The sequence below is a fragment of the Agrobacterium sp. H141 genome (genome assembly GCF_057158725.1).
Genome location: NZ_CM169893.1, coordinates 3984490 through 4006347 on the forward strand (window position 1 = coordinate 3984490; position 21858 = coordinate 4006347).

At 56.8% G+C, this 21858-nt stretch carries 21 protein-coding genes and 1 riboswitch; of the genes, 13 read left to right on the plus strand and 8 right to left on the minus strand.

Annotated elements, in window-relative coordinates:
• Window positions 1-148: 148 nt before the first annotated feature.
• Window positions 149-1147, plus strand: coding sequence for a fatty acid desaturase (locus ACWPM9_RS18760; protein ID WP_484756116.1), 999 nt, complete (start codon window positions 149-151; stop codon window positions 1145-1147).
• Here ACWPM9_RS18760 and ACWPM9_RS18765 read toward each other — a convergent pair.
• The 5 genes from ACWPM9_RS18765 to mutM all read right to left on the minus strand — a co-directional run bounded on the left by ACWPM9_RS18765 (window position 1129) and on the right by mutM (window position 6435).
• On the minus strand, window positions 1129-1932 hold the full coding sequence (locus ACWPM9_RS18765; RefSeq protein WP_484756117.1) for a phosphate/phosphite/phosphonate ABC transporter substrate-binding protein: 804 nt from the start codon (window positions 1930-1932) through the stop codon (window positions 1129-1131). The genes ACWPM9_RS18760 and ACWPM9_RS18765 overlap by 19 nt on opposite strands.
• An 8-nt stretch (window positions 1933-1940) precedes the next feature.
• Window positions 1941-3503, minus strand: coding sequence for a chromosomal replication initiator protein DnaA (dnaA, locus tag ACWPM9_RS18770; protein WP_484756118.1), 1563 nt, complete (start codon window positions 3501-3503; stop codon window positions 1941-1943).
• Window positions 3504-4284: 781 nt separating this feature from the next.
• Entirely contained in the window at window positions 4285-4551 is a 267-nt protein-coding gene (rpsT, locus tag ACWPM9_RS18775; RefSeq protein WP_428186156.1) for a 30S ribosomal protein S20, read from the minus strand.
• 190 nt (window positions 4552-4741) lie between these two features.
• Complete coding sequence (locus tag ACWPM9_RS18780) at window positions 4742-5515, minus strand: enoyl-CoA hydratase (protein WP_484756119.1); 774 nt, start codon at window positions 5513-5515, stop codon at window positions 4742-4744.
• Between the two features lie 29 nt (window positions 5516-5544).
• Complete coding sequence (gene mutM / locus ACWPM9_RS18785) at window positions 5545-6435, minus strand: bifunctional DNA-formamidopyrimidine glycosylase/DNA-(apurinic or apyrimidinic site) lyase (protein ID WP_484756120.1); 891 nt, start codon at window positions 6433-6435, stop codon at window positions 5545-5547.
• 147 nt (window positions 6436-6582) lie between these two features.
• Here mutM and ubiE point away from each other — a divergent pair, with 147 nt between their 5' ends.
• From ubiE to coaBC, 6 genes are all read left to right on the plus strand, one after another.
• A complete protein-coding gene (ubiE, locus tag ACWPM9_RS18790; protein ID WP_484756121.1) occupies window positions 6583-7359 on the plus strand; it encodes a bifunctional demethylmenaquinone methyltransferase/2-methoxy-6-polyprenyl-1,4-benzoquinol methylase UbiE in 777 nt (258 codons plus the stop codon).
• A 5-nt stretch (window positions 7360-7364) separates the two neighbouring features.
• Window positions 7365-8951 carry a 2-polyprenylphenol 6-hydroxylase gene (ubiB, locus tag ACWPM9_RS18795; protein ID WP_484756122.1) on the plus strand — a complete coding sequence of 529 codons (1587 nt, stop codon included), beginning with the start codon at window positions 7365-7367 and terminating at the stop codon, window positions 8949-8951.
• Window positions 8952-9107: 156 nt separating this feature from the next.
• Window positions 9108-10139 (plus strand): TRAP transporter substrate-binding protein, encoded by a 1032-nt coding sequence (locus ACWPM9_RS18800; RefSeq protein WP_484756123.1) that lies wholly within the window; start codon window positions 9108-9110, stop codon window positions 10137-10139.
• On the plus strand, window positions 10136-10636 hold the full coding sequence (locus tag ACWPM9_RS18805) for a TRAP transporter small permease (RefSeq protein WP_484756124.1): 501 nt from the start codon (window positions 10136-10138) through the stop codon (window positions 10634-10636). The genes ACWPM9_RS18800 and ACWPM9_RS18805 overlap by 4 nt, the downstream gene beginning before the upstream one ends.
• Window positions 10637-10660: 24 nt before the next feature.
• On the plus strand, window positions 10661-11947 hold the full coding sequence (locus tag ACWPM9_RS18810; RefSeq protein WP_484756125.1) for a TRAP transporter large permease: 1287 nt from the start codon (window positions 10661-10663) through the stop codon (window positions 11945-11947).
• Window positions 11948-12023: 76 nt separating this feature from the next.
• Window positions 12024-13238 (plus strand): bifunctional phosphopantothenoylcysteine decarboxylase/phosphopantothenate--cysteine ligase CoaBC, encoded by a 1215-nt coding sequence (gene coaBC / locus ACWPM9_RS18815; protein WP_484756126.1) that lies wholly within the window; start codon window positions 12024-12026, stop codon window positions 13236-13238.
• A gap of 46 nt (window positions 13239-13284) precedes the next feature.
• On the opposite strand, the gene ACWPM9_RS18820 is transcribed toward coaBC, so the two are convergent.
• Window positions 13285-14088: a class II glutamine amidotransferase gene (locus ACWPM9_RS18820; RefSeq protein WP_484756127.1), complete on the minus strand. Its 804-nt coding sequence runs from the start codon at window positions 14086-14088 to the stop codon at window positions 13285-13287.
• A 239-nt stretch (window positions 14089-14327) separates the two neighbouring features.
• Between ACWPM9_RS18820 and ACWPM9_RS18825 the strand changes: the two genes are divergently transcribed.
• Window positions 14328-15239, plus strand: a complete 912-nt coding sequence (locus ACWPM9_RS18825; protein ID WP_428186166.1) for a pirin family protein — start codon at window positions 14328-14330, stop codon at window positions 15237-15239.
• Between the two features lie 109 nt (window positions 15240-15348).
• The gene (locus ACWPM9_RS18830; RefSeq protein ID WP_484756128.1) at window positions 15349-15750 is read left to right on the plus strand and encodes a GFA family protein; all 402 of its coding nucleotides are present in this window, start codon (window positions 15349-15351) and stop codon (window positions 15748-15750) included.
• Window positions 15751-15781: 31 nt separating this feature from the next.
• Here ACWPM9_RS18830 and thiD read toward each other — a convergent pair whose 3' ends face one another.
• Entirely contained in the window at window positions 15782-16588 is an 807-nt protein-coding gene (thiD, locus tag ACWPM9_RS18835; protein WP_484756129.1) for a bifunctional hydroxymethylpyrimidine kinase/phosphomethylpyrimidine kinase, read from the minus strand.
• Window positions 16589-16702: 114 nt separating this feature from the next.
• Window positions 16703-16799, minus strand: a riboswitch (TPP riboswitch).
• Window positions 16800-17023: 224 nt separating this feature from the next.
• Here thiD and ACWPM9_RS18840 point away from each other — a divergent pair.
• Complete coding sequence (locus tag ACWPM9_RS18840; RefSeq protein ID WP_484756130.1) at window positions 17024-17695, plus strand: HAD-IA family hydrolase; 672 nt, start codon at window positions 17024-17026, stop codon at window positions 17693-17695.
• On the opposite strand, the gene ACWPM9_RS18845 is transcribed toward ACWPM9_RS18840, so the two are convergent.
• Window positions 17696-19279 carry a peptide chain release factor 3 gene (locus ACWPM9_RS18845; protein WP_484756131.1) on the minus strand — a complete coding sequence of 528 codons (1584 nt, stop codon included), beginning with the start codon at window positions 19277-19279 and terminating at the stop codon, window positions 17696-17698.
• 94 nt (window positions 19280-19373) lie between these two features.
• Here ACWPM9_RS18845 and dut point away from each other — a divergent pair, with 94 nt between their 5' ends.
• The 3 genes from dut to cysK all read left to right on the plus strand — a co-directional run bounded on the left by dut (window position 19374) and on the right by cysK (window position 21850).
• Window positions 19374-19841 (plus strand): dUTP diphosphatase, encoded by a 468-nt coding sequence (gene dut, locus ACWPM9_RS18850; protein WP_484756132.1) that lies wholly within the window; start codon window positions 19374-19376, stop codon window positions 19839-19841.
• Entirely contained in the window at window positions 19838-20737 is a 900-nt protein-coding gene (locus ACWPM9_RS18855; protein ID WP_484756133.1) for a GNAT family N-acetyltransferase, read from the plus strand. Before dut ends, ACWPM9_RS18855 begins: the two co-directional genes overlap by 4 nt.
• 144 nt (window positions 20738-20881) lie before the next feature.
• Window positions 20882-21850: a cysteine synthase A gene (cysK, locus tag ACWPM9_RS18860; RefSeq protein WP_484756134.1), complete on the plus strand. Its 969-nt coding sequence runs from the start codon at window positions 20882-20884 to the stop codon at window positions 21848-21850.
• Window positions 21851-21858 lie beyond the last annotated feature (8 nt).

Sequence of the window (21858 nt, forward strand, 5' to 3'; positions counted from 1 at the left end):
TGCGCGGATTTTGGTGAATTTTGTCCGCATGGGTCGCTCAAACACATGTCAAACTGACATTGACGCAACTGCCAAATCACGACCACAATCCCTGCAGGTTATTGAGTCTAAACAGTTTTTTAATACCTCAGGTCCGGCGCGATTTTTCATGAAGTCATCCGTCAACTATCCAGAGATGAAAGCTCAGCCAAGCACCCGCTCGTGGATCGAGTGGCATACGGCTGCTCTCACGATCATCATTTATGGCAGTTGGATCGGACTGACGTTCTTCTGGCACTCCATCCCATACGTCATTTTGTTTCTGGCTGGCGGATGGATTATCGCCTGGCATGGCTCGCTTCAACATGAGGTTTTGCACGGCCATCCCACACGCTCTCGACGCATCAACGATCTGATCGGTTGGCCACCACTGTCGATATGGCTGCCCTACAGGATCTACAAATCCTCGCATCTCAAACACCACAATGATGAGTGGCTTACGGACCCGATAGAAGATCCGGAAACCTATTATCTGACCGGCACAGACTGGAGCGAGATGGGACCGATCGGACGGCTTGTTTTCAAGGTGAACAATACGCTGGCAGGCAGGCTTATTCTCGGGCCATTCGTGGCACTTTCCGTATTCGGCAGCTGTGAGATCAGCCGCATCGTGAGAGGTGACCGTCGTCATATCCGCATCTGGATTTTACATATCATCAGCTGCCTCGCGGTTTTTGCCTGGACAACGCTTGTCTGTGACATGCCGATATGGGTCTATCTGACAGCCTTCGTCTATTCGGGCCTGTCACTATCGCGCCTGCGCTCCTTCGCGGAGCATCGTTATTCCGGCACAAAGGAAGAGCGCACGGCAATCGTCGAAAACTCACCGGTCTTCGGTTTACTCTTTCTCCATAACAATCTCCACATCGTCCACCATTGGTGGCCGCAGGTCGCATGGTATGACATCCCCAAATACTACCGCACACATCGTCAGGCCTTCATATCGCTGAATGGCGGGCTTGTTTATGACGGCTATCGCGAGGTCGCCAATCGCTATCTCTTTCGGCTGCACCACGAGCCGATACATCCCCAACACGCTGAGAGCGCTCAACCTGAGCAGCATGATGTACCGCTGATGTCGAAGGAGGGTCAGGCGATCACTGGATAGCCCAGCTTCTCCGCTTGAAGGCGGTAGTTATCCAGACGGGCATAGTCGCTGTCTGTCAGATATTCGATCCCGATCATGCCGAGGTCATCCGCCAATCCGAGACTTGAGGTCGCCACCGCCTCTGATAGCGCCTTCCTCAGCACCCCAACCATTTCGTCAGATGCGTTAAGGCTCGTGATAAAAGGCAAACCCGGGCCACTATCCGTCGACTGAAGCACGCGGATGTCGGCCAGACATTCCGGCGCGTGTCGCTGAAGCAAGCCAAATGTTACGGTATCAACTGCTGCAACATCCGCGTGTCCGGCAGCAACAGCTGCCAGCGATGCATGATGACCACCGGTCACGAGAACTTCTGAAAAGAAATGGCCATCTTGCGCGAGCGGTGCCACGGCAGCGCGCAGCAGGTTCATACCGGAATTGGAACCGCGATCGTTGAGAGCGACCGTCTTGCCACGCAGATCCGCCAGCGTGCGATAGCTGGAAGCAACGGAGACCACGACATAGCTCAGACGCTCTGTTCCACGCCCCCCGGCAAACTGATAGATGGGAGTCGCAACGAGACGGACCTTACCCTTCAGTTGTGTAATGTATGGATAGCCGCAGGTTTGCGCCAGGATCAGATCCGATTGCGGCCAGAGGGCATCAAGGGACGATTGCCTCTCGAGCTCCTCTGGAGCCGCAAATCCGGCGTCCCGCAATCGATCACGAACAAAGTGCCAGAGCGTATCGTTGCCACGGGAGACCGGCGCCAGCATGTCGTACATGGCAAGGCTGGCGCAGGCCATCGATGGCCTCAGGCGTTGTTTTCGTTGATCAGTCTTTTGAGAAGCTCAACCTCATGGCTAAGCTTGTTATCTGCGCTGATCAAATCTTCGATCTTGCGGACAGCATGGAGAACCGTTGTGTGGTCTCTTCCGCCGAAGCGACGCCCAATTTCTGGGAATGATCGAGGCGTGAGCGTTTTTGCCAGATACATAGCGATTTGTCTGGGCTTAACGATCACGCGGGTTCGTCGATTGGATACCAGTTCCTGCCGCGACACATTGTAGTGACGCGCGACAATGCGCTGGATGTCCTCGATGCGCACGCGCTTCTGCTCGGCCGCACCGACGAGGTGAGCCAAGAGTTCGTCCACACGTTCAATCGACAGATTCGGCTCGAATGAGCGGCGAAACAGGATCTGGTTGAAAGCGCCTTCAAGGTCACGTCCGCTGCTGGTGATGCTGCGGGCGATATGGGCCAGAACTTCGTCTGGTATCTCGAGCGAGGAATCTTCCTTGCGCGCTGCTTCCAGACGAATCTTCAGCATCTCTTCGCGCATTTCGAAGTCGGGTGCTTCCATTTCGATGGCAACACCGCCCTGGAGACGCGAACGAACGCGCGGGTCCAGAGATTCCAGTTCCCATGGTGCGCGGTCGGCGGCAACCACGACCTGCTTGGCACTATCGAGCAACATATTGAGAAGATGGCAGAACTCGTTCTGGATCATCTTGCCCTGCAAGAACTGCATGTCATCGATGATCAGAAGATCGATGTGACGAAGCGAGTCCTTGAGTGTCAGAGCGTCGTTGTCGCGTATGGCGGTGGCGAAGCGCCACATGAAATACTCAGCCGTCAGATAAACGACGCGGGGTACGCGCGGGCTGCCGATCGCGGCATTTGCGATGGCCTGAAGCAGATGCGTTTTGCCAAGCCCTACCGACGAATGGATGAAAAGAGGGTTGAAGCGCACTGCGCCGGCACCGGCTTCTGCAATGGTCTTCGCTGCAGCAAGTGCCACGCGATTGGACGAACCTTCAATGAAGGCGTCGAACGTGTAGCGCGGGTCCAGCGGAGATCCAAATAGCGGACCGCCCTGGGATGGTCCACGCGACACCTGTGCGGATGCGCCTGGCGCTGACATGATCTGGCCGATTTGTTGCGCAGGCTGCTTGCGCGGCGCAGTCGACACTGCCGTATCAAGCGGCAGGGCGCGCGTCTCGGGCGCAACACTCTTTGCGGCGCGGCTGGCGCTGCGCACCATGATCTCGACCTTCAGGATATTCGGATCTTCTGCCTGGATGAGGCTGGTGATGATGTCGAGATAACGATTGTTGATCCATGACTTCAGGAAGGTCGTGGGGACTGTCAGCTGTACAACACTCTTCGATGAGGCATGAAGCTTGAGACGGCCAAACCAGCTCGCATATACGTCTGGCCCAACTTGAGCTTTCAGCCGGGCGCTGAAACGCTCAAAGAGCACGTCGTTCTTCATGTGGGTATTTTCCTCTGCCGTCTCCGAGCAAACCGCGTCAAGCCGTGTGCGAACATGGTTATCCCCCACCAGCGCACTGCCCGTCCCTGTAGTCATCTGCATTCTGCCGCCTTCCAATTTTTCTCCAGCGCCCAGACAAATGTCCGACCGCCGATCTTTTTTTCTGCCGCCGATGCCAGAGCTCCTTCATGGTTCTCCCGCTCGGCGTTTATTGCGGTCGCCCGCCTACCAGCAAATTCGTCCTCGTAACGAAACTACCGGGTCAGTCTCCTGTTCCTCACTCCGCTCAGCCTGCCCCGTCCAAACAGGCAAATTGACACAAAAATCCCCTGCCCGGAATCTGTAGGAGTCCGGTGCAATCGTCTGCTCTTTGCGAAAAAACGAAACTGAAACGTTTCGCTCCAAGAGGCTGGAGCGCTTTCAAACGATCTCAATAAAACCGTTCTGGAACCACCCTCTCAGGCCGCGTCCCCGCCTCTTGTGGAATTCATTTAGGCAGGATCGATGGGGAATATCAACCGTGAATTTTACGCAAAATTAAGTTCGAGCCATTGACTCTGGTCGCGTGTTTTGGGGTGCCACAATCTCAAAAAAAGAATCGCTTTTGAATCAAGGAGATTCCCATTTGGGCGACCTTTTTCGGGGTCAAAAACAAAAAAAATAAAAATCTTCTTGACTCATGATTGAGCCAAACTGCCGTTGAGTGAAGTGCGGCCCGGCGTTTTATCCTCTCCTAAGTAACTGAATTTAAATTGTTTTTTGTGTCATTCTGACGACACAATATTGCAATGCACTTTTAACCAAAGTCAAACGAGAGTGGGAAACGCAAAAAAGCCCGGCAAGAATACCGGGCTTATTAAATGTGTCTAAAAGACGTCAAAAATCAGGCAGACAGTGCCTTAACACGCTGCGCCAGACGCGAGATCTTGCGCGATGCGGTGTTGGCGTGAAGAACGCCCTTGGTGGCTGCGCGATGCAATTCAGGCTGAGCAGCCTGGAAGGCATCCTTCGCCTGCGCTGCGTCACCGGAAGCAAGTGCTTCTTCTACCTTGCGGATGAAACCACGAACGCGCGAGCGGCGGGCTTTATTGATAGCAGTACGGCGAGCGATCTTGCGGGTCGCCTTTTTCGCCGAAGTCGTATTGGCCATAGATGCCTCTCTTCAAATTCAAACAAACTCCACCTCCGCCACACCGGGTCGTACAACCTGTCTGCCAGCGATCGGGGAGCAATCTCGGAAAGTCACAAACTTTCCTAACTGTGGGCGGGCATATAGCTGGAAAGTCCGCAGGCGTCAACGCGCAAATTGCTGCAATCGCCTTATAGGCAGACTCTTTAGCCTATCGGTTCTTGAATTCCGGCCTCCGCTTCTCGACGAAGGCTGCCATTCCCTCTTTCTGGTCCTCGGTCGCAAAGAGCGAATGGAACAGGCGGCGCTCAAACCGAAGCCCTTCGGTCAGGGTTTGTTCGAAAGCGCGGTTCACGCTCTCCTTGACCATAGAGACCGCCGTCTGTGAGAAAGACGCTATCTTCGCGGCCGCTTCCACTGCCTCATCGAGAAGAGCTTCATCAGGCACGATACGCGCCACAAGACCTGCACTTTCGGCTTCGGTCGCATCCATCATTCGACCAGTCAGGCACAGATCCATGGCTTTCGCCTTGCCGACAGCACGAGTCAGCCGCTGACTGCCGCCCATGCCGGGCATGACACCGAGTGTGATTTCCGGTTGTCCGAACTTTGCTGTCGTCGAGGCTATGATGAAATCGCACATCATAGCGAGTTCGCAACCGCCCCCCAGCGCAAAGCCGGAGACGGCTGCAATCATCGGCTTGCGAAAACCGGCAACCTCATCCCAACCGCCAATAAAATCGCCCAGATAGACATCAGGGAAAGTCAGAGCCTGCATCTCTTTAATGTCAGCGCCGGCGGCAAAGGCTTTTTCCGAGCCGGTCAAGACGACCGCACCAATCTCGGGATCAGCCTGAATGTTCTTTAGCGCCTTCACCAGATCCGTCATAACGCCCGAGTTTAGGGCGTTCAGAGCCTCAGCTCGATTGATGGTGATAACGGCCACTTTGCCTCGGGTTTCGACCAACAAATTATCGAACGTCATTATAGTCCTCCGAAAGTTCGCGCTGTGACTTATGTCTGGCAGCGCGCGCAATAAAACGTCGAACGGCCACCTTGTGTTATGCGTTGAATCGTAGCGCCGCATCCCGGCGACAAGCAAGCCTCACCTTCACGATCATAGACCTTGAAGCTGTGCTGAAAATAACCGAGCGATCCGTCGGTCTGGATGTGATCCCTGAGAGACGAACCGCCTGCAGCGATCGCATCCGCGATGACCTGGCGGATGGCGTCGACCAGAGCGGGAAGCTCTTTCTTCATGCGGCCCGTCTTTGTCAGCAGGCTTGAGGCTGGACGCAGAGGCGATATGCCCGTGCGCCACAAGGCTTCGCACACATATATATTGCCAAGTCCGGCAATGACCTTCTGATCCAGCAAGGCCAGTTTTATGGGCTGCGCCTTGCCGGCAAAACGTGTGGCGAGATATTCGGCATCGAGACTGTTTCCGACTGGCTCTGGACCGAGGTCCCTAAAGGCTGGAAGGGTCTCGAGTTCAGAGCGCGGAGCAAGATCCATGAAACCGAACCGGCGTGGATCATTATATATGACGCGCGACGGACCAGATGGGCCTTCGAGATGAAAGATGACGTGATCGTGTTTCTCGTCCTTTGATCGTTCCATGAGAAAATCACCCGGCACATCTGCGGTTCCACCCGCTTCAATGCGAAATGAACCGGACATTCCGAGGTGGCTGACGATGGTCAATCCGTTCTCGAGATCGATCAGCAGATATTTGGCGCGCCTGGACAGCGAGATGATGCGCTGCCCGGCAACTTTCATGGCAAAGTCGACAGGAAAGGGAAAGCGCATGTCGGGACGACGCAGAACAAGGCGTGTGATGATCGCCTGTTCCATAACCGGCGCCAGGCCGCGCCTCACCGTTTCAACCTCGGGCAATTCGGGCATGCCGTTCCATCTTTCTGTTTTCTCTTCGACCCATGTGGTCTATAGACCTGCCGCTGGCTAACGGTGGTGGGCATTTCTCCGCAGAGATAGCGCGGGCGGGACGAAACCGCTATGGTCTTTCGACCAGAATTGAATGGAGCAGACCGCATGGCGAAGAGCCGTATTTCCGCAGACGGCGGCATGGAAACCTCTTACGGCTTCCGCGACGTCACCGAAGGCGAAAAGCAGGGACTGGTCAATGACGTCTTCCATAAGGTGGCCAAGCGCTACGACATCATGAATGACGTGATGTCGGCAGGACTGCACCGGGTGTGGAAGAATGCCATGATCGCGGCGCTCAACCCACGCAAGGATGCATCGTTCAAGGCGCTGGATGTTGCCGGCGGAACAGGCGACATCGCCTTTCGCATCGTTGAGGCATCAGACCGCAAGGCGCACTGCACTGTGCTCGACATCAATGGCTCCATGCTGGCGGTTGGCGAGGAGCGTGCGGTACAAAGAAAACTCTCCGACAATCTGACGTTCGTAGAGGCCAATGCCGAAAGCCTCCCGTTCGAGGCCAATAGTTTCGATGCCTATACGATCGCATTCGGCATCCGGAACGTGCCGCGCATCGATGTGGCATTGCAGGAGGCCTTTCGGGTCTTGAAGCGTGGCGGCCGTCTGTTGGTGCTGGAATTTTCCGAAGTGGAGATGCCATTGCTCGACCGCGTCTATGACCAGTGGTCGTTCAACGCGATACCGCGCTTCGGCAAGGCAATTACCGGAGATAGTGAACCCTATCAGTATTTGGTGGAGTCAATCCGCAAGTTTCCCAATCAGGGGGACTTTGCCAAGATGATCAGCGAAGCCGGTTTTGCGCGCGTCACCTATACGAATTACAGCGGTGGCATCGCTGCCTTGCACTCCGCCTGGAAGCTCTGACATTCATGAGCACTGTTGGCGCATATTTCCGTCTTGTTCGGGTAGGCTGGGTGTTGATGCGCGAAGGCGTCATTGCCGAGCTTCCGTCTGAAGATCTTCCAGGCAAGGTGCGCTTCGCAAAGGCAGTGGCCGGGGTTTTTGCCCGACGCAAGGTCAAGAGCCGCGAACGATCGGACCGGTTGGCAAAAGCTGTGGAGCGGCTTGGGCCTTCCTATGTGAAGATCGGACAGTTTCTGGCTACACGACCCGATGTTGTCGGTGCCGACATGGCCGAAGATCTGGCCGGCCTGCAGGATCGCATGGCGTTTTTTCCCACATCCGAAGCCAAGGCTTCCATTGAATCCTCTCTCGGGAGGCCGATTTCAGCCCTTTACACCGATTTCCAGGAACCTCTCGCAGCAGCCTCGATAGCCCAGGTTCATGCGGGCGCTGTCATGCGCGATGGCGGACCGCAGAAGGTTGCAATCAAGGTTATCCGTCCCGGTGTGCGCAAACGTTTCGCCGACGATCTGGAGGCAATGTATCTCGTTGCACATCTGCAGGAGCGTTTCCTGCCGCTCAGCCGGCGACTGCGTCCGGTTGAAGTAACCCAGACGCTGGAGCAGACGACGAAGATCGAAATGGACCTGCGGCTGGAAGCTGCGGCGCTGTCCGAACTGGCCGAAAATACCCGCAACGATCCGGGCTTCAGGGTTCCAACCGTCGACTGGGAGCGCACCGGTCGCGACGTCGTGACGATGGAATGGATCGACGGCGTCAAGATGTCGAATGTGGACGGTCTGCGGGACGCTGGTCACGATCTCAACGCGCTTGCTGACACGCTGATCCAGTCGTTCCTGCGCCACACGTTGCGGGACGGGTTTTTCCACGCCGACATGCATCCGGGCAATTTGTTCGTCGATCCTGCCGGCATGATCGTTGCCGTCGACCTTGGCATAACCGGACGCCTTGGCAAAAAGGAACGGCGTTTTCTCGCCGAGATTCTCTACGGCTTCATAACCCGCGACTATATGCGCGTGGCAGAAGTGCATTTCGAAGCCGGATATGTTCCATCCCATCATAATATGGCGAGTTTTGCCCAGGCGATTCGCGCAATCGGCGAACCGATCCATGGCCAGCCTGCAGAAACGATCTCCATGGGCAAGCTGCTGACACTTCTGTTCGAGGTGACAGAGCTGTTCGAGATGGAAACGCGGCCAGAACTCGTGATGCTGCAAAAGACCATGGTCGTGGTCGAGGGCGTTTCGCGCATCCTCAATCCGCAGTTCAACATGTGGAAGGCGTCCGAACCCGTTGTGAGCGGCTGGATCAAGGACAATCTCGGTCCGAAGCGACTACTCGTTGATGTTCAGGACGGCCTGAAGGCCGCGCTTAGACTGGCGGAAGCCGCTCCTGAAATCGCTGCCCAGACGGAGAAGCTTCACACCTCGCTGATGAATATGAGCGAAAACGGTCTGCGCTTTGACGCCTCGACGGCAGAAGCGATCGGCAAGGCGGAAGCGCGTCACACACGGTCAGGACGCATTGCTCTTTGGGTGATCGCCCTTTCACTGATGGCCATTGCGTTCAGCCTCCTCTCATCCATGCATTGATGCGCCTGCCCCGCCTTGACCTTGGTGGCGGAAAATACGCATATTGTGCCACATATTCATTTGACGACGTCCCCGTCTTCACACGTTCCTGACGGTCGATTTCCGATCGCCCTCTCAAAATCTGGTTCGGCTGTCGGCCACCTCCTGGAGTATTTTATGAAGCTTTCGAAGTTCATCCTTCCGCTTGCCATCGCCTTCGGCTCAAGCCTCGCCTCCATGTCGGTCGCACGTGCCGAAACCGTATTGAACATGGCAAACTGGCTTCCACCGTCGCACCCGCTGATGAAGGATCTGATGGTGCCCTATGCCGAGGCCGTGAAGGAAGCCACCGACGGTCGCGTGACTATCAACGTGCTGCCGGCTCCGCTTGGCCCGCCGGCTGCGCATTTTGATTTTGCCGTCAATGGCGTCGCCGATATCACCTATGGTGTGCAGGGCTATAACCCCGGCCGTTTCAAGACCACCAACCTGACTGAAATCCCGTTCCTGGGCGACAGCGCGGAAGCAAACTCCGTCGGCTACTGGCGCGTATTCGACAAGATGCTGCGCAAGGCTGGAGAATATGATCAAGTCAAGGTTCTGGCCGTCTTCACCCACGGACCGGGCGAAATCTTCGCCAAGGGCCGTGATCTTTCGACCATGGATGGCGTAGATGGCGCCAAGCTGCGTGTCGGCGGCGGCATTGTTGGCGAACTGGTCAAGGGCCTCGGCGCCGTGCCGGTGGAAGGCCCTTCCTCCAAGACCTACGAACTGCTTTCGAGCGGCGTGGCCGACGGCATTACGTTCCCGTTCGAATCTGTCGCCTTTTTCAAGCTGATCCCGATGCTCGACCAGGCACTCGTGGTACGCGGCGGTCTCTACAACACCTCGTTCTTCGTCGTCATGAACAAGGCGAAGTGGGATGCGCTTTCTGACGAGGACAAGACGGCTATCGACAGCGTTTCCGGTGAGGCACTGGCCCGCATGGCCGGCAAGGCCTGGGATAAGGCCGATGCCGACGGCAAGACTGCGATGGAGGGCAAGATCAAGCTTATTGACGCGTCTCAGGAGCAGATGACGGCAATCAAAGCCGACCTCCAGCCGATCATCGACGCAAAGCTCGCTGAGGCAGCTGAAACCGGCATCGATGTAACAGCCGCCGTCGACGCCTTGAAGGCCGAGATCGCCAAGGCAGAAAAAGGCGAATGACCCCGGAACAGGCAGGCGGACAGGAAACGGCGACGGCTCTCAGGCTGTCGCCCGTCAGAATGCTGCTTGCGATCGTCAGTGGGGTATTGCTGATGATCATGATGCTGGTCACCGTTGCCGACGTCATTGGACGCTATGCGTTCAATAGCCCGCTGAGCGGTGCAACGGAAATTACCGCATTGCTGCTGTCTTCTGTCATCTTCATCGGTCTGCCAGCGGTCTGTCTCGACGACGAGCATGTCACGGTCGATCTTCTTGTTGACCGCATGCCCTCCTGGTTCCAGCCGATACGGCGTGCGGCCATAAGCCTGCTATCATCAGGCGCTCTTGCAGTGATCGCCTGGCGCTTACTGGCGCAGGGTCAGGCCATGGCGAACTATGGCGAACGCACGGTGAGCTTGCACTTGCCTGTTGCGCCGATCGCCTATCTCTGTGCAACGGCCACTGCAGTCGCGGCTCTCATTACCCTTTCCCAAGTCCTGTCAAGCAAACGCTAGCGGGCGAAATTTCTCGAGATCCTCATGACCTGGCCGATCGGCAGCCTTCTTCTTCTCGTCCTGATGCTGGTTGGCATGCCTATATCCTTTGCTCTGGCAATCGTCGGGACACTCGGAACAATGTCGATCATCGGTCTTCAGCCGGCACTCTCGCTCCTTGGACAAACCTTCTTCGACAACAGCCGGGAATACTCACTCTCCGTACTGCCGCTGTTCCTGATGATGGGCAATTTTGTCGTTCAGTCGGGAATTGCCGAGGATCTTTATCGCTCGGCCAATGCGTGGCTGAGACACCGCAAAGGTGGCTTGGCCATGGCAACTGTGATTGCCTGCGGCGGCTTTTCTTCCGTTTGCGGATCATCGCTTGCAACAGCGGCCACCATGTCGAAAATTGCGCTGCCATCCATGCGGCGTTTCGGCTATCCGGATAGTCTCTCAACGGCCTCGATCGCAGCCGGCGGGACACTTGGCATCCTCATACCGCCATCCGTCATTCTGGTGTTCTATGGCATCATGACCCAGCAGGACATTGGCAAGCTGTTTCTTGCCGGCCTCATTCCGGGCATCCTCGGGGTGATCGGCTATATGATCGCGGTTGCGATTTCTGTCCGCTTGCGGGGCATTGACCTTTCCGTTCAGGAAAAGCTGCCTCTTGTCGAGCGACTGCGGGCGTTGCGCGGGACACTTGGCGCCCTGATCCTGTTCGCCTTTGTCATGGGCGGCATCTACTTTGGTGTGTTCACGCCGACGGAATCGGCCGGCATGGGAGCCGCCGGTGCCTTCTTGCTGGCCGTTCTGAGCGGACGCTTCAAGCTGACCGATGCGCTGGGAACGCTGTTTGAGACGGCGAAGAACACGGCCATGATGTTCTTCATCCTGTTCGGCGCGCTGACATTCACCAGCTACGTGAACCTGTCCGGCATGACCCAAGACCTTCAAACGGGGCTGACCATATTCGGTGACAGCCCGACAGCGATCATCCTCACAATCCTTGCCATCTATATTGTGCTCGGCTGCATGCTTGAAGGCTTGTCGATGATCACACTGACTGTGCCGATTTTCTATCCGGTGGTTGCCGCAGCCGGGTTTGATCTGATCTGGTTCGGCATCTTCATCGTCGTGGTGACCGAGATCAGTTACATCACACCGCCGGTGGGCATGAACGCCTTCGTCTTGCGATCAGTGGTGCGCAATGTCCGCCTGAAGACGATCTTTTCCGGTCTCATACCCTTTGTGGCCATCGATTTCGTTCGCATTGCCATCCTGCTTGCCTTTCCCGCCATTGTTCTTTTTCTGCCGTCGCATATGTGAGAAGCAATGGCGCTTTCCAGCGCAATGGCTTTTGCGCTAGGGTCGCCGCCGGATACATAGAAGGCTGAAAATAGCGATGGTCTTGGAAAACAAGCGAATTCTTTTGATCATGGCCGGCGGGATCGCGGCATATAAAAGCCTCGACCTTATTCGCAGGCTGCGTGAACGCGGTGCCGAGGTTCGACCCGTGATGACCAAGGCTGCGCAAGAATTCGTCACTCCGCTGGCTGTGGGAGCTCTTTCTTCGGGCCATGTCTTCACCGATCTGTTTTCCCGCGAAGATGAGCAGGATGTCGGCCATATCCGGCTGGCGCGGGACTGCGACTTGATTGTCGTGGCCCCGGCGACGGCTGATCTGATGGCCAAGATGGCAAACGGGCTTGCCGGAGATCTGGCATCGGCAATTCTTCTGGCGGCAGACAGGCCCGTGCTGGTTGCACCTGCGATGAACCCGAAAATGTGGAACCATCCGGCAACCAGACGCAATGTCGAGACGCTCCACAACGACGGTGTTCACTTCATCGGTCCGATGCAAGGTGAAATGGCAGAGAGCGGAGAGTCCGGCACAGGCCGGATGGCAGAACCGCTCGCCATTGTCGCGGCGGTCGAAGGCCTGCTTGCGCCCATGGAGCGCCCACTTACCGGCAAGAAAGCCATTGTCACTTCCGGTCCCACCCATGAGCCGATTGACCCGGTGCGCTATATCGCCAACCGCTCATCTGGTCGGCAAGGTCATGCGATTGCGGCGGCTCTTGCGAAACTCGGGGCGGATGTAACCCTGATATCCGGGCCTGTGACGATTCCTGATCCGGCCGGTGTATCCGTTATGCACGTAGAGCGCGCGGAAGAAATGCGCGATGCGGTGCTTGGGCTTTTGCCTGCCGATATCGCCGTAATGGTTGCTGCCGTCGCCGATTGGCGAGTGGCCTCCATGGATCGCCAGAAAATCAAGAAAAAGCCGGGCGAAGCACCGCAACCGCTTGAGCTTACGGAAAACCCCGACATCCTGAAAACCGTCGGACACCACACGTTGCGCCCCAGTATGGTTGTCGGGTTTGCGGCGGAGACGCAGGATGTGGAAAACAATGGTCGCGCCAAACTTGAGCGCAAGGGTGCCGATATCATTGTTGCCAATGATGTTTCGCCCGAGACCGGCATCATGGGCGGCCTGCGCAATCGCGTAAAGATCATTGAGGCATCTGGCATCAGCGAATGGCCCGATTTATCAAAGGACGAGGTCGCCGCCAAGCTTGCTCAGGAGATCGCGGACAGGCTGAAGGCAAAGTCCTAGCAAAGCAGTATCCAAGACACCGAATGCATTCATGTGTATCGGTCGCTTATTCCGCAGCCTCAACTGCGTGCGACTGCGCCACCGCCGGCTTGAACTCCGCAGCGTCAAGCCCGTTGTCGGTGACGATCACAGCGCTGCATTCCGGAATTTCGACCCAGGTGTCTTTCTCGTCGTTCAGCGGCTCTGACACAAGGCAGTAGCCGCCGCCCATGGGTGCGGCGAACAGCGTCGGCGCGTTGGCATCGCTCGCGTAGCGGACCCCATACAAGGCCTTTCCATCTGAGAAGGCGGCCGTGAAGCGCACGCGCGCTGAGCCCAAGATCTCATTGCTCAGCTGTTCGACAAAACCTATTGCATTGGCCATGGCCTGCAAGGGTTGTTCGCGCATGCCAAGCTGGAGAGCCAACAGAAACAGAAGTTCGGAATCAGTCGAACCACAGCGCGCATTAAACAAATCATCGTCGAGCATGGCTTCCATGGAGCGACGCAGTTTGTCAAAATGGTCGATCTGACCATTGTGCATGAAAGACCAGGTGTCGTGCACGAAGGGATGACAATTGTCACGGCGTGTCGAACCATGGGTTGCTGCCCGCACATGGGCAAGAAAGAGCGGTGACCGGATTTGCCCGGCAAGACTTTTCAGATTGCAGTCAGACCATGCCGGCAGCACATCGCGAAAACGGCCCGGTTCAGGACGATCACCATACCAGGCGATGCCGAAACCATCCGCATTGGTCGCGGTCTTGGCCTTCGTGGCACAATGGGATTGTTCAATCAGGGAATGAGCAGGCGAGCTGACAAGCTCTTCAAGATAGAGAGGCGCTCCGCGATAGGCTGCCCAACGGCACATGTCTTTTGTTCTCCGGCCAGCCGCATCCGCATGCGGCGGTCCAGACAGTGTTGGCATTCTTGGCTAAGATTATCTTAACCCGCCCATCTTTCATTGAAAGATTTTTGTCGGCCTCGCCAAATCGAACGGAGATACGGCAGCAAAAAAGGTGAACAGTGCGTTCTGGCCCACCCTCTTCGCGTCACGGCTGTTTCGACTATATTGGCTGCAATTCTGCTTTTGCTCGAAAGGAGCCACAGATGTCCATTCGACCTGTCAAACACGAAAGCCAAGCCCAGCCCACCATGGAAGGCGCCGGTGTCAAACTGAATCGGGTCTTTGGCTTCGGCGATCCGTCGATGACTGACCCCTTCTTGATGATGGATGATTTTCGCAACGACAATCCGCAGGATTATATTCGCGGCTTTCCCTGGCATCCGCATCGGGGTATCGAAACGATTACCTATGTCTTGGCAGGCACCGTTGAGCATGGCGACAGTCTTGGCAATCAAGGCATGCTCGGTGCCGGAGACATTCAGTGGATGACAGCCGGTAGCGGCATCATGCACCAGGAAATGCCGAAGGGCGATTTCGCCGGCAAGATGCATGGCTTCCAGCTATGGGCCAACCTGCCGTCTTCACTGAAGATGACGGCACCGCGCTATCAGGACATCAAGGCCGCAGACATTCCGGTCGTCGTCGACGACGATGGCACGGCAGTGCGGGTGGTCTCCGGCAGCTTCTGGGGTAAATCCGGACCCGTGGACGGTATCGCTGCCGAGCCTGTGTATCTCGATATCTCGGTGCCGCCGGGCAAGCGCAAGACGTTTCCAGTTGATACCTACCGCTCGGCCTTTGCTTACATCTTTGCGGGTTCCGGCACTTTTCGGGATGCCTCGAAGCCGTTCGGCGTGCGGGTGGAGAAGGAGTTCGAGGGCGAAGAACTCAATATCCGCGACCTCTCCGGCAATCGTACACTGGTCGTCTTCGACACGGGCGATGAAATTACGGTTCAGGCAGGTGATCAAGGCATCCGCTTCCTTCTGGTGTCGGGCAAACCGATCAAAGAACCGGTCGCCTGGCATGGCCCGATCGTGATGAACACCCGTGAAGAATTGATGCTGGCGATGCAGGAACTGCAAAACGGAACATTCATCAAGGCCGATCACTAACGGCGCGGCCTGAACCACTCGAAAGTGCGGGATGAAAAATTCGGCATTTTCGGGTGGCAGATCTTCGCCCGGATTGCGATGTTGTCTTGAACCAACGAGGGAGCGGACAATGCGGATAGACGGGCAGTGCCATTGCGGCAAGGTGACCTATGAGGCAGAGATCGATCCGGCCGAAGTCTATATCTGCCATTGCACAGACTGCCAAAGGCTGACCGGGTCGCCGTTCCGCGTCACGGTTATCACCGCCTCAAATACCGTTCGCCTGACAGGTTCGGCACCAAAGCTCTATATAAAGCACGGCGACAACGGGAATGTGCGAAAGCAGTTTTTCTGCCCCGAATGCGGATCGCCACTCTTTACCACAGGCGAAGATGAAACCGGTGAGCGCGGAATTCGCTGGGGAAGCATCAACCAACGCTCACAACTGTTTCCTCGCGAACAGATGTGGTGCCGGTCCGCAGCAACCTGGTTGCCTGACATCAATGACCTTCCCGAAGATCAGGAAGATTGACGCGAGGCAACGGACTGCCTGCCCTTGGAGGTCAGCTTTGGCGCCACAGCTCATGAAAATGATGGACCGGGCCGTGACCTGCTCCGACCGCCAACTGACCGGCAGCCAGAACAGCCCCCGTCAGCCAGATCTTGGCAGTCGAAATGGCAGTGAGGACGTCCACACCTTTTGCAAGTTCTGCTGCAATCCCGCTCGACAGGGAACAACCGGTTCCATGGGTGTTGGGCGTATCGATGCGGTTTGCTTCGAACCAGTGGGTTATGTCGCTCGTCACCAGAACGTCCGGACTGTCCTTGCCTTCCAGATGTCCGCCCTTCAACAGAACTGCCTTTGGTCCGAGCGTCAATATCTGGCGCGCTTGACCTTCCATCTGCTCTCTAGTCGCAGCTTCCGCTAAACCGAGCAGAACGGCAGCCTCTGGCAGATTTGGTGTGAGGCAGGTTGCAAGTGGCAGGAGTGCGCTTTTCAAGACTGCGACGGCATCCGGTTTGAGAAGCGGTGCGCCACCCTTGGCGATCATGACCGGATCGAGGACGACCGGGACAGATCGATGGCGCTGCAATGCCTCCGCCACAGCCTTCGCAATATCTGCATTGGCGATCATGCCGATCTTAATGGCATCCACGCGAATATCGGCAAAGATCATGCGGATCTGCTCGGCAACGAAGGCATGCGGCAGCGGATAAACCGCAGACACGCCTTGCGTGTTTTGCGCGGTCAATGCGGTGAGCGCTGCCATTCCGTAGGCGCCCAAAGCGGAGAAGGCCTTCAGGTCTGCCTGGATGCCCGCCCCGCCGGATGGATCAGATCCTGCAATGGAAAGGACGTTTCGGATCATGCGTTCATCCCCCCACAACCGGTGAAACATGATCTCGAATTTGCGCTGTACTTCATCTCGTCCCTTTCAACCGGACGAAGACGCGGGAGATCTTGATCAGAAAGCGATCCAATCGGACGATCCCGAGCGACTCCCTCCGCCAGCATTATCTGGTTCAGGTTCCAAGGGTACCTCTCAGCCCGTCTTGCAACGAACGCCCCTGTCTCTCCAGACCTCAGTTTAACGGCAAAGCCAACGCTGTGTCACGCGCGAAGCTGAGGCGCGCTGGGATGTAGCAAACAGCCTTCGGCCCTGATGCTGGCGCTCCGACTTTGCCTCCTGAAATATTTCCGGCGGGCCTGTTGGACAGCCCGCCTCGAGAGATTACCTTGCCTACCGAATCCGTTCCCCACCCTGCCACATCCGCGCAGACCGCTTCCATCTGAAAGTCCCTCAATGCCTCAGAACACCAATGACGTCTTTGCAACCGGTTACGACGCCTTTCTGTTTGATCTAGACGGAACCTTGATTAACTCGATTCTGGCCGCCGAGCGTGTGTGGAGCCGTTGGGCAGAAAAGCATGGTCTGGATGTGGAAGCTTTTCTGCCGACCATGCACGGCAAGCGCGGCATCGACACAATCCGCGGACTTGCCCTGCCGGGAGTGGATCCGTTGGCAGAGGCAGCTGACGTCGAACGCGGGGAAATCGAGGATGTCGAGGGCGTGGTCACGATCGAAGGTGCCGCAGCGTTCCTATCGTCGCTGCCGCCGTCGCGGTGGACCATCGTGACATCGTCACCCATCAATCTGGCAAAGGCCCGTCTGGGCGCGGTCGGACTGACACTACCGTCAGGCAGCGTGACCGCAGAGGATGTAACGGTGGGCAAGCCAGATCCGAGCGGGTACCGCCTGGGCGCGTCCCGGCTCGGCTTCGACCCCAGCCGCTGCCTTGTGTTTGAAGATGTGCCGGCCGGCGTTCAGGCGGGCAAGGCAGCGGGCGCGGATGTGATGGTCATCACCTCGACGCATCAGCACGAGCACGCCCTTGGCGAGCCATCGATCATCGACTATCGCGAAATCTCGGCTACGACAGACGAGGATGGCCGACTGCGATTGGTCAGGCGGTAATCACGCCGCCTTTGCGACGTGATATTCCTTGATCTCGACCATCTTGATCGCAGGATGGCGTTCGGATTCATAGCGAAGCGAGAACGTATCCTGCGCCATGAAGACTGGATCGCCATCTAGGTCCCGGCAGATATCGCCGCGACGTGCGGTGATGAACTTTTCCAGATCGGCGTTCTGATCGGCTGAAATCCATCGGCAGACAGAGAAGCGCGCCATCTCGAACGAGACCGGCAGGCCATATTCCCCTTGAAGGCGCTCCTTCAAGACGTCAAGCTGCAGCGCTCCAACAACCCCGACGATGGCGGGTGAGCCGTCCTCCGGCTGAAACAACTGAACCACGCCCTCTTCCGCCATCTGCTGCAAGGCTTCCTTGAGCTTTTTGGCCTTCATGGCATCCTCCAGGCGAACGCGACGCAGGATTTCCGGGGCAAAATTGGGCACGCCCTGAAAGACGAGCGCTTCGCCCTCTGTCAGTGTGTCGCCGATACGCAGTGTTCCGTGGTTCGGAATGCCAACGACATCGCCGGCATAGGCCGTGTCGGCAAGCTGACGCTGGGATGCGAAGAAAAACTGCGGCGCGGTCAGGCCAAGCTGCTTGCCGGTGCGGGCAAGCTTTGCCTTCATGCCGCGCTCCAGCTTGCCAGAACAGACACGCGCAAAGGCAATACGGTCGCGGTGGTTCGGGTCCATATTGGCCTGTATCTTGAAGACGAAGGCCGTCATCTTGTCTTCGCTTGCATGGACGGTACGAATATCCGCCACCTGGTCGCGCGGGGGCGGGGCAAGTGCGCCAAGCGCGTTGATGAGGTCGCGCACACCATAATTGCGAAGCGCCGAACCGAAGAAGACTGGCGTCATATGCCCTTCGAGGAAAGACTGCCGGTCGAACGGACGGCAAGCTTCACGGGCGAGTTCCAGCTCCTCGATAAAGCTTTCGCGCTCGTTCTGTGGCAAATTTTCCGCGACAGTTTGAGGTCCGTTGACCGGTGTTGCCTGGACCTGTGAGTCTGGGCCGCGATAGGTGTTGTTGGTCAGATGATAGGAACCGCAAAACGACTTCGAGCGGCCAACAGGCCAAGTGACCGGAGCGGTATCCAGCGCCAGCTTTTCTTCCACTTCGTCCAGAATTTCAAACGGATCGCGGCTTTCACGGTCCATCTTGTTGACGAAGGTGATGATCGGAATATCGCGCATCCGGCACACTTCAAAGAGCTTCAGCGTGCGAGACTCGATACCCTTTGCAGCATCGATGACCATGACCGCTGCATCGACAGCGGTCAGGGTGCGATAGGTATCGTCTGCGAAATCTTCATGGCCGGGTGTGTCGAGAATGTTGAAGACATTGCCGCCGTATTCGAAGGTCATCACGGAGGTGACAACCGAAATGCCGCGCTCGCGCTCGATCTTCATCCAGTCCGAACGGGTCTGAATCCGGTCTTTCTTTGCCTTAACTTCGCCGGCGAGCTGGATCGCACCGCCGAACAGCAACAGCTTTTCGGTGAGCGTTGTCTTACCCGCATCCGGGTGCGCGATGATCGCAAAGGTTCGGCGGCGAGAGACCGCCTCGGCAAGTGTTTCGGCCATGAGCTGAAAATCCTTATTCGTTGGCGGTTATCTAGCGACTTGAGGGCGAATATGCAATTGGAGACACGCAACTCCCGCCAGGAAGGAAAATGCCATGCGCGACGTTCTCGGACCCTTGCTCAATCTCGTTCGCCTCCCCCACGGTGACGGCATGGAATTGCCAGCCTATGAGACGGCGGGCGCCGCTGGCATGGACCTGCGTGCAGCTGTCGGTGAAGACGATGCTGTCGTTCTCGACCCCGGTCAGCGCGCGCTTATTCCAACGGGCTTTGTGTTTGAGGTGCCACATGGATTTGAAGCCCAGATCCGTCCGCGGTCCGGCCTCGCCTACAAAAACGGTATAACCTGCCTCAATACTCCGGGCACCATAGACAGCGACTATCGCGGAGAGGTGAAGGTGCTGCTCGTCAATCTGGGCCATGATCCCTTCGTGATCAATCGCGGCATGCGAATTGCGCAGATGGTGATCGCGCCGGTGGTGCAAGCACGTGTTGCCGAGACATCGTCTGCAAGTGAAACGACACGCGGACATGGCGGCTTCGGATCGACGGGAACGGCATGACGTTACCCCCCGCTCGACCCGGACTCGTTTACCGAGAAGACTATTTCGCTGATGCCGCTGGCTGGCAGTCGGTCAAACAGTTGCTTCGTGACGTCTTCGACGTCGAGATCGACCCGATCGATCTTTATGGCGGCCATGACCGCAGCAGCATTGCATGCGCCTGGTTCGATGAATATGGCAGAGTTGTCGCCAATCTCAGCGCGTTTTCACTGCCAATGATGATTGACGGGCAGGTCAGACGCTGTGGCGGTTGGCAAAGTGGCGCGGTGCTACCTGAATACAGGGGGAGAGGCCTTTTTCGGAGCCTGATTCAGCGAATGCTTGAGCGATGTGAGGAGGCAGGCTTTGAGAGCTTGGTCCTGCTGACGGACAAACCAACACTCTATGCACCTTACGAATTCGAAGTGCTGGCCCAACACATCTTCGAAGCTTCGGTCCCTCGCGATGGTTCTCGTGAGCAGACACGAATGCTCGATCTCGCGATACCAAACGATGTTGATCTGTTGAGCCACCATCTCGACCAGCGCATTCCGGTTTCTTCGCGCTTTTCAGTGTGCTGCCATTCGCGCATGTTTTTCCTGAACTGTCATCTCATTACCGGCGTTCACCTGACCTTGATGGAAAGAAGCAGGGTTATCATCGCATGGCGCAAGACAACCGATGGCGAGACTGAACTTCTTGATATTATCGGACCCTGCATCCCATCGCTGGCCGATATTGCGCAATCACTGAGTTGGGACGAAAAGTGCATCCGTATCGGCTTTCCTCCCGACAAGATCGGCGTTGAAAACGTCGACATACGTCAAGACGATGACGATCTCGTTTTGATGATGCGCGGCCCAATTGAACATCGACCAAAGAGGGCGTTCCGCCTTACACCTATGGCCGATTTTTAAGTCAGCGGAATAAAGATCTGCCTTGCGTCGTCAGGACATGCGTTTTTTTCCTCGCCAGTTGAGGACTTAGTGATTGCATGCTGGCGATTTGTGCCTGTTGATCCTATCTTTTAAGCAACGACAATATTCAAAGGGAGCACCACAATGGCCGATGCAAAGAAACCGGGACGCGGACGCGTCTATGCTTCGATCACGGAAACTATCGGCGATACGCCGATCGTGCGGCTCGACAAATTCGCCAAGGCTAAGGGCGTTAAAGCCAATCTGCTGGCCAAGCTGGAATTCTTCAACCCGATTGCGTCCGTCAAGGACCGTATCGGTGTCGCCATGATCGAGTCGCTGGAAGCTCAAGGAAAAATCACACCTGGCAAGACCACTCTGATCGAACCGACATCCGGGAATACCGGCATCGCGCTTGCCTTTGCCGCTGCCGCCAAAGGCTACAAGCTGATCCTGACCATGCCCGAAACCATGTCGATCGAGCGCCGCAAGATGCTGGCGCTTCTTGGGGCAGAGCTGGTTCTGACGGAGGGTCCGAAGGGTATGAAAGGCGCGATTGCCAAGGCAGAAGAACTTGCTGCATCCACGCCGAATGCCCTCATTCCACAGCAGTTCGAAAATGCCGCAAATCCGGAAATCCACCGGAAGACTACTGCCGAAGAGATCTGGAACGATACCGACGGCGCGATCGACATTCTGGTGGCGGGCATTGGCACCGGCGGCACGATTACCGGCACCGGCCAGGTACTGAAGGAGAGAAAGCCTTCCATCAAAGTTATCGCAGTTGAGCCTGCAGACAGTCCGGTTCTCTCAGGCGGCAATCCCGGTCCACACAAGATCCAGGGTATCGGCGCCGGCTTTGCACCCAAGATCCTCGACACATCGATCTACGACGAAGTTGTCACCGTGAGCAACGACGAAGCCTTTGCCAATGCCCGTTTGGTTGCGCGTCTGGAAGGTGTACCTGTCGGCATTTCGTCAGGTGCAGCCCTGGAAGCCGCGGTCAAGATCGGTAGCCGCGAGGAGAACGCCGGCAAGACAATTGTGGTTATCATTCCATCCTTTGCCGAACGCTACCTGTCGACGTCACTGTTCGACGGCCTTGGCGAGTGAGGCCGCTC

Bases quoted from the DNA above. Each gene is read 5' to 3' on its own strand.
- ubiE (WP_484756121.1), top strand. From the start codon at position 6,583: ATGGCGAAGAGCCGTATTTCCGCAGACGGCGGCATGGAAACCTCTTAC.
- ACWPM9_RS18825 (WP_428186166.1), top strand. From the start codon at position 14,328: ATGTCCATTCGACCTGTCAAACACGAAAGCCAAGCCCAGCCCACCATG.
- ACWPM9_RS18855 (WP_484756133.1), top strand. From the start codon at position 19,838: ATGACGTTACCCCCCGCTCGACCCGGACTCGTTTACCGAGAAGACTAT.
- ACWPM9_RS18800 (WP_484756123.1), top strand. From the start codon at position 9,108: ATGAAGCTTTCGAAGTTCATCCTTCCGCTTGCCATCGCCTTCGGCTCA.
- mutM (WP_484756120.1), bottom strand. From the start codon at position 6,435: ATGCCCGAATTGCCCGAGGTTGAAACGGTGAGGCGCGGCCTGGCGCCG.
- dut (WP_484756132.1), top strand. From the start codon at position 19,374: ATGCGCGACGTTCTCGGACCCTTGCTCAATCTCGTTCGCCTCCCCCAC.
- dnaA (WP_484756118.1), bottom strand. From the start codon at position 3,503: ATGCAGATGACTACAGGGACGGGCAGTGCGCTGGTGGGGGATAACCAT.
- ACWPM9_RS18760 (WP_484756116.1), top strand. From the start codon at position 149: ATGAAGTCATCCGTCAACTATCCAGAGATGAAAGCTCAGCCAAGCACC.
- ACWPM9_RS18820 (WP_484756127.1), bottom strand. From the start codon at position 14,088: ATGTGCCGTTGGGCAGCCTATCGCGGAGCGCCTCTCTATCTTGAAGAG.
- ACWPM9_RS18805 (WP_484756124.1), top strand. From the start codon at position 10,136: ATGACCCCGGAACAGGCAGGCGGACAGGAAACGGCGACGGCTCTCAGG.
- ACWPM9_RS18810 (WP_484756125.1), top strand. From the start codon at position 10,661: ATGACCTGGCCGATCGGCAGCCTTCTTCTTCTCGTCCTGATGCTGGTT.
- thiD (WP_484756129.1), bottom strand. From the start codon at position 16,588: ATGATCCGAAACGTCCTTTCCATTGCAGGATCTGATCCATCCGGCGGG.
- cysK (WP_484756134.1), top strand. From the start codon at position 20,882: ATGGCCGATGCAAAGAAACCGGGACGCGGACGCGTCTATGCTTCGATC.
- ACWPM9_RS18780 (WP_484756119.1), bottom strand. From the start codon at position 5,515: ATGACGTTCGATAATTTGTTGGTCGAAACCCGAGGCAAAGTGGCCGTT.
- ACWPM9_RS18830 (WP_484756128.1), top strand. From the start codon at position 15,349: ATGCGGATAGACGGGCAGTGCCATTGCGGCAAGGTGACCTATGAGGCA.
- ACWPM9_RS18845 (WP_484756131.1), bottom strand. From the start codon at position 19,279: ATGGCCGAAACACTTGCCGAGGCGGTCTCTCGCCGCCGAACCTTTGCG.
- coaBC (WP_484756126.1), top strand. From the start codon at position 12,024: ATGGTCTTGGAAAACAAGCGAATTCTTTTGATCATGGCCGGCGGGATC.
- ACWPM9_RS18840 (WP_484756130.1), top strand. From the start codon at position 17,024: ATGCCTCAGAACACCAATGACGTCTTTGCAACCGGTTACGACGCCTTT.
- ubiB (WP_484756122.1), top strand. From the start codon at position 7,365: ATGAGCACTGTTGGCGCATATTTCCGTCTTGTTCGGGTAGGCTGGGTG.
- ACWPM9_RS18765 (WP_484756117.1), bottom strand. From the start codon at position 1,932: ATGGCCTGCGCCAGCCTTGCCATGTACGACATGCTGGCGCCGGTCTCC.
- rpsT (WP_428186156.1), bottom strand. From the start codon at position 4,551: ATGGCCAATACGACTTCGGCGAAAAAGGCGACCCGCAAGATCGCTCGC.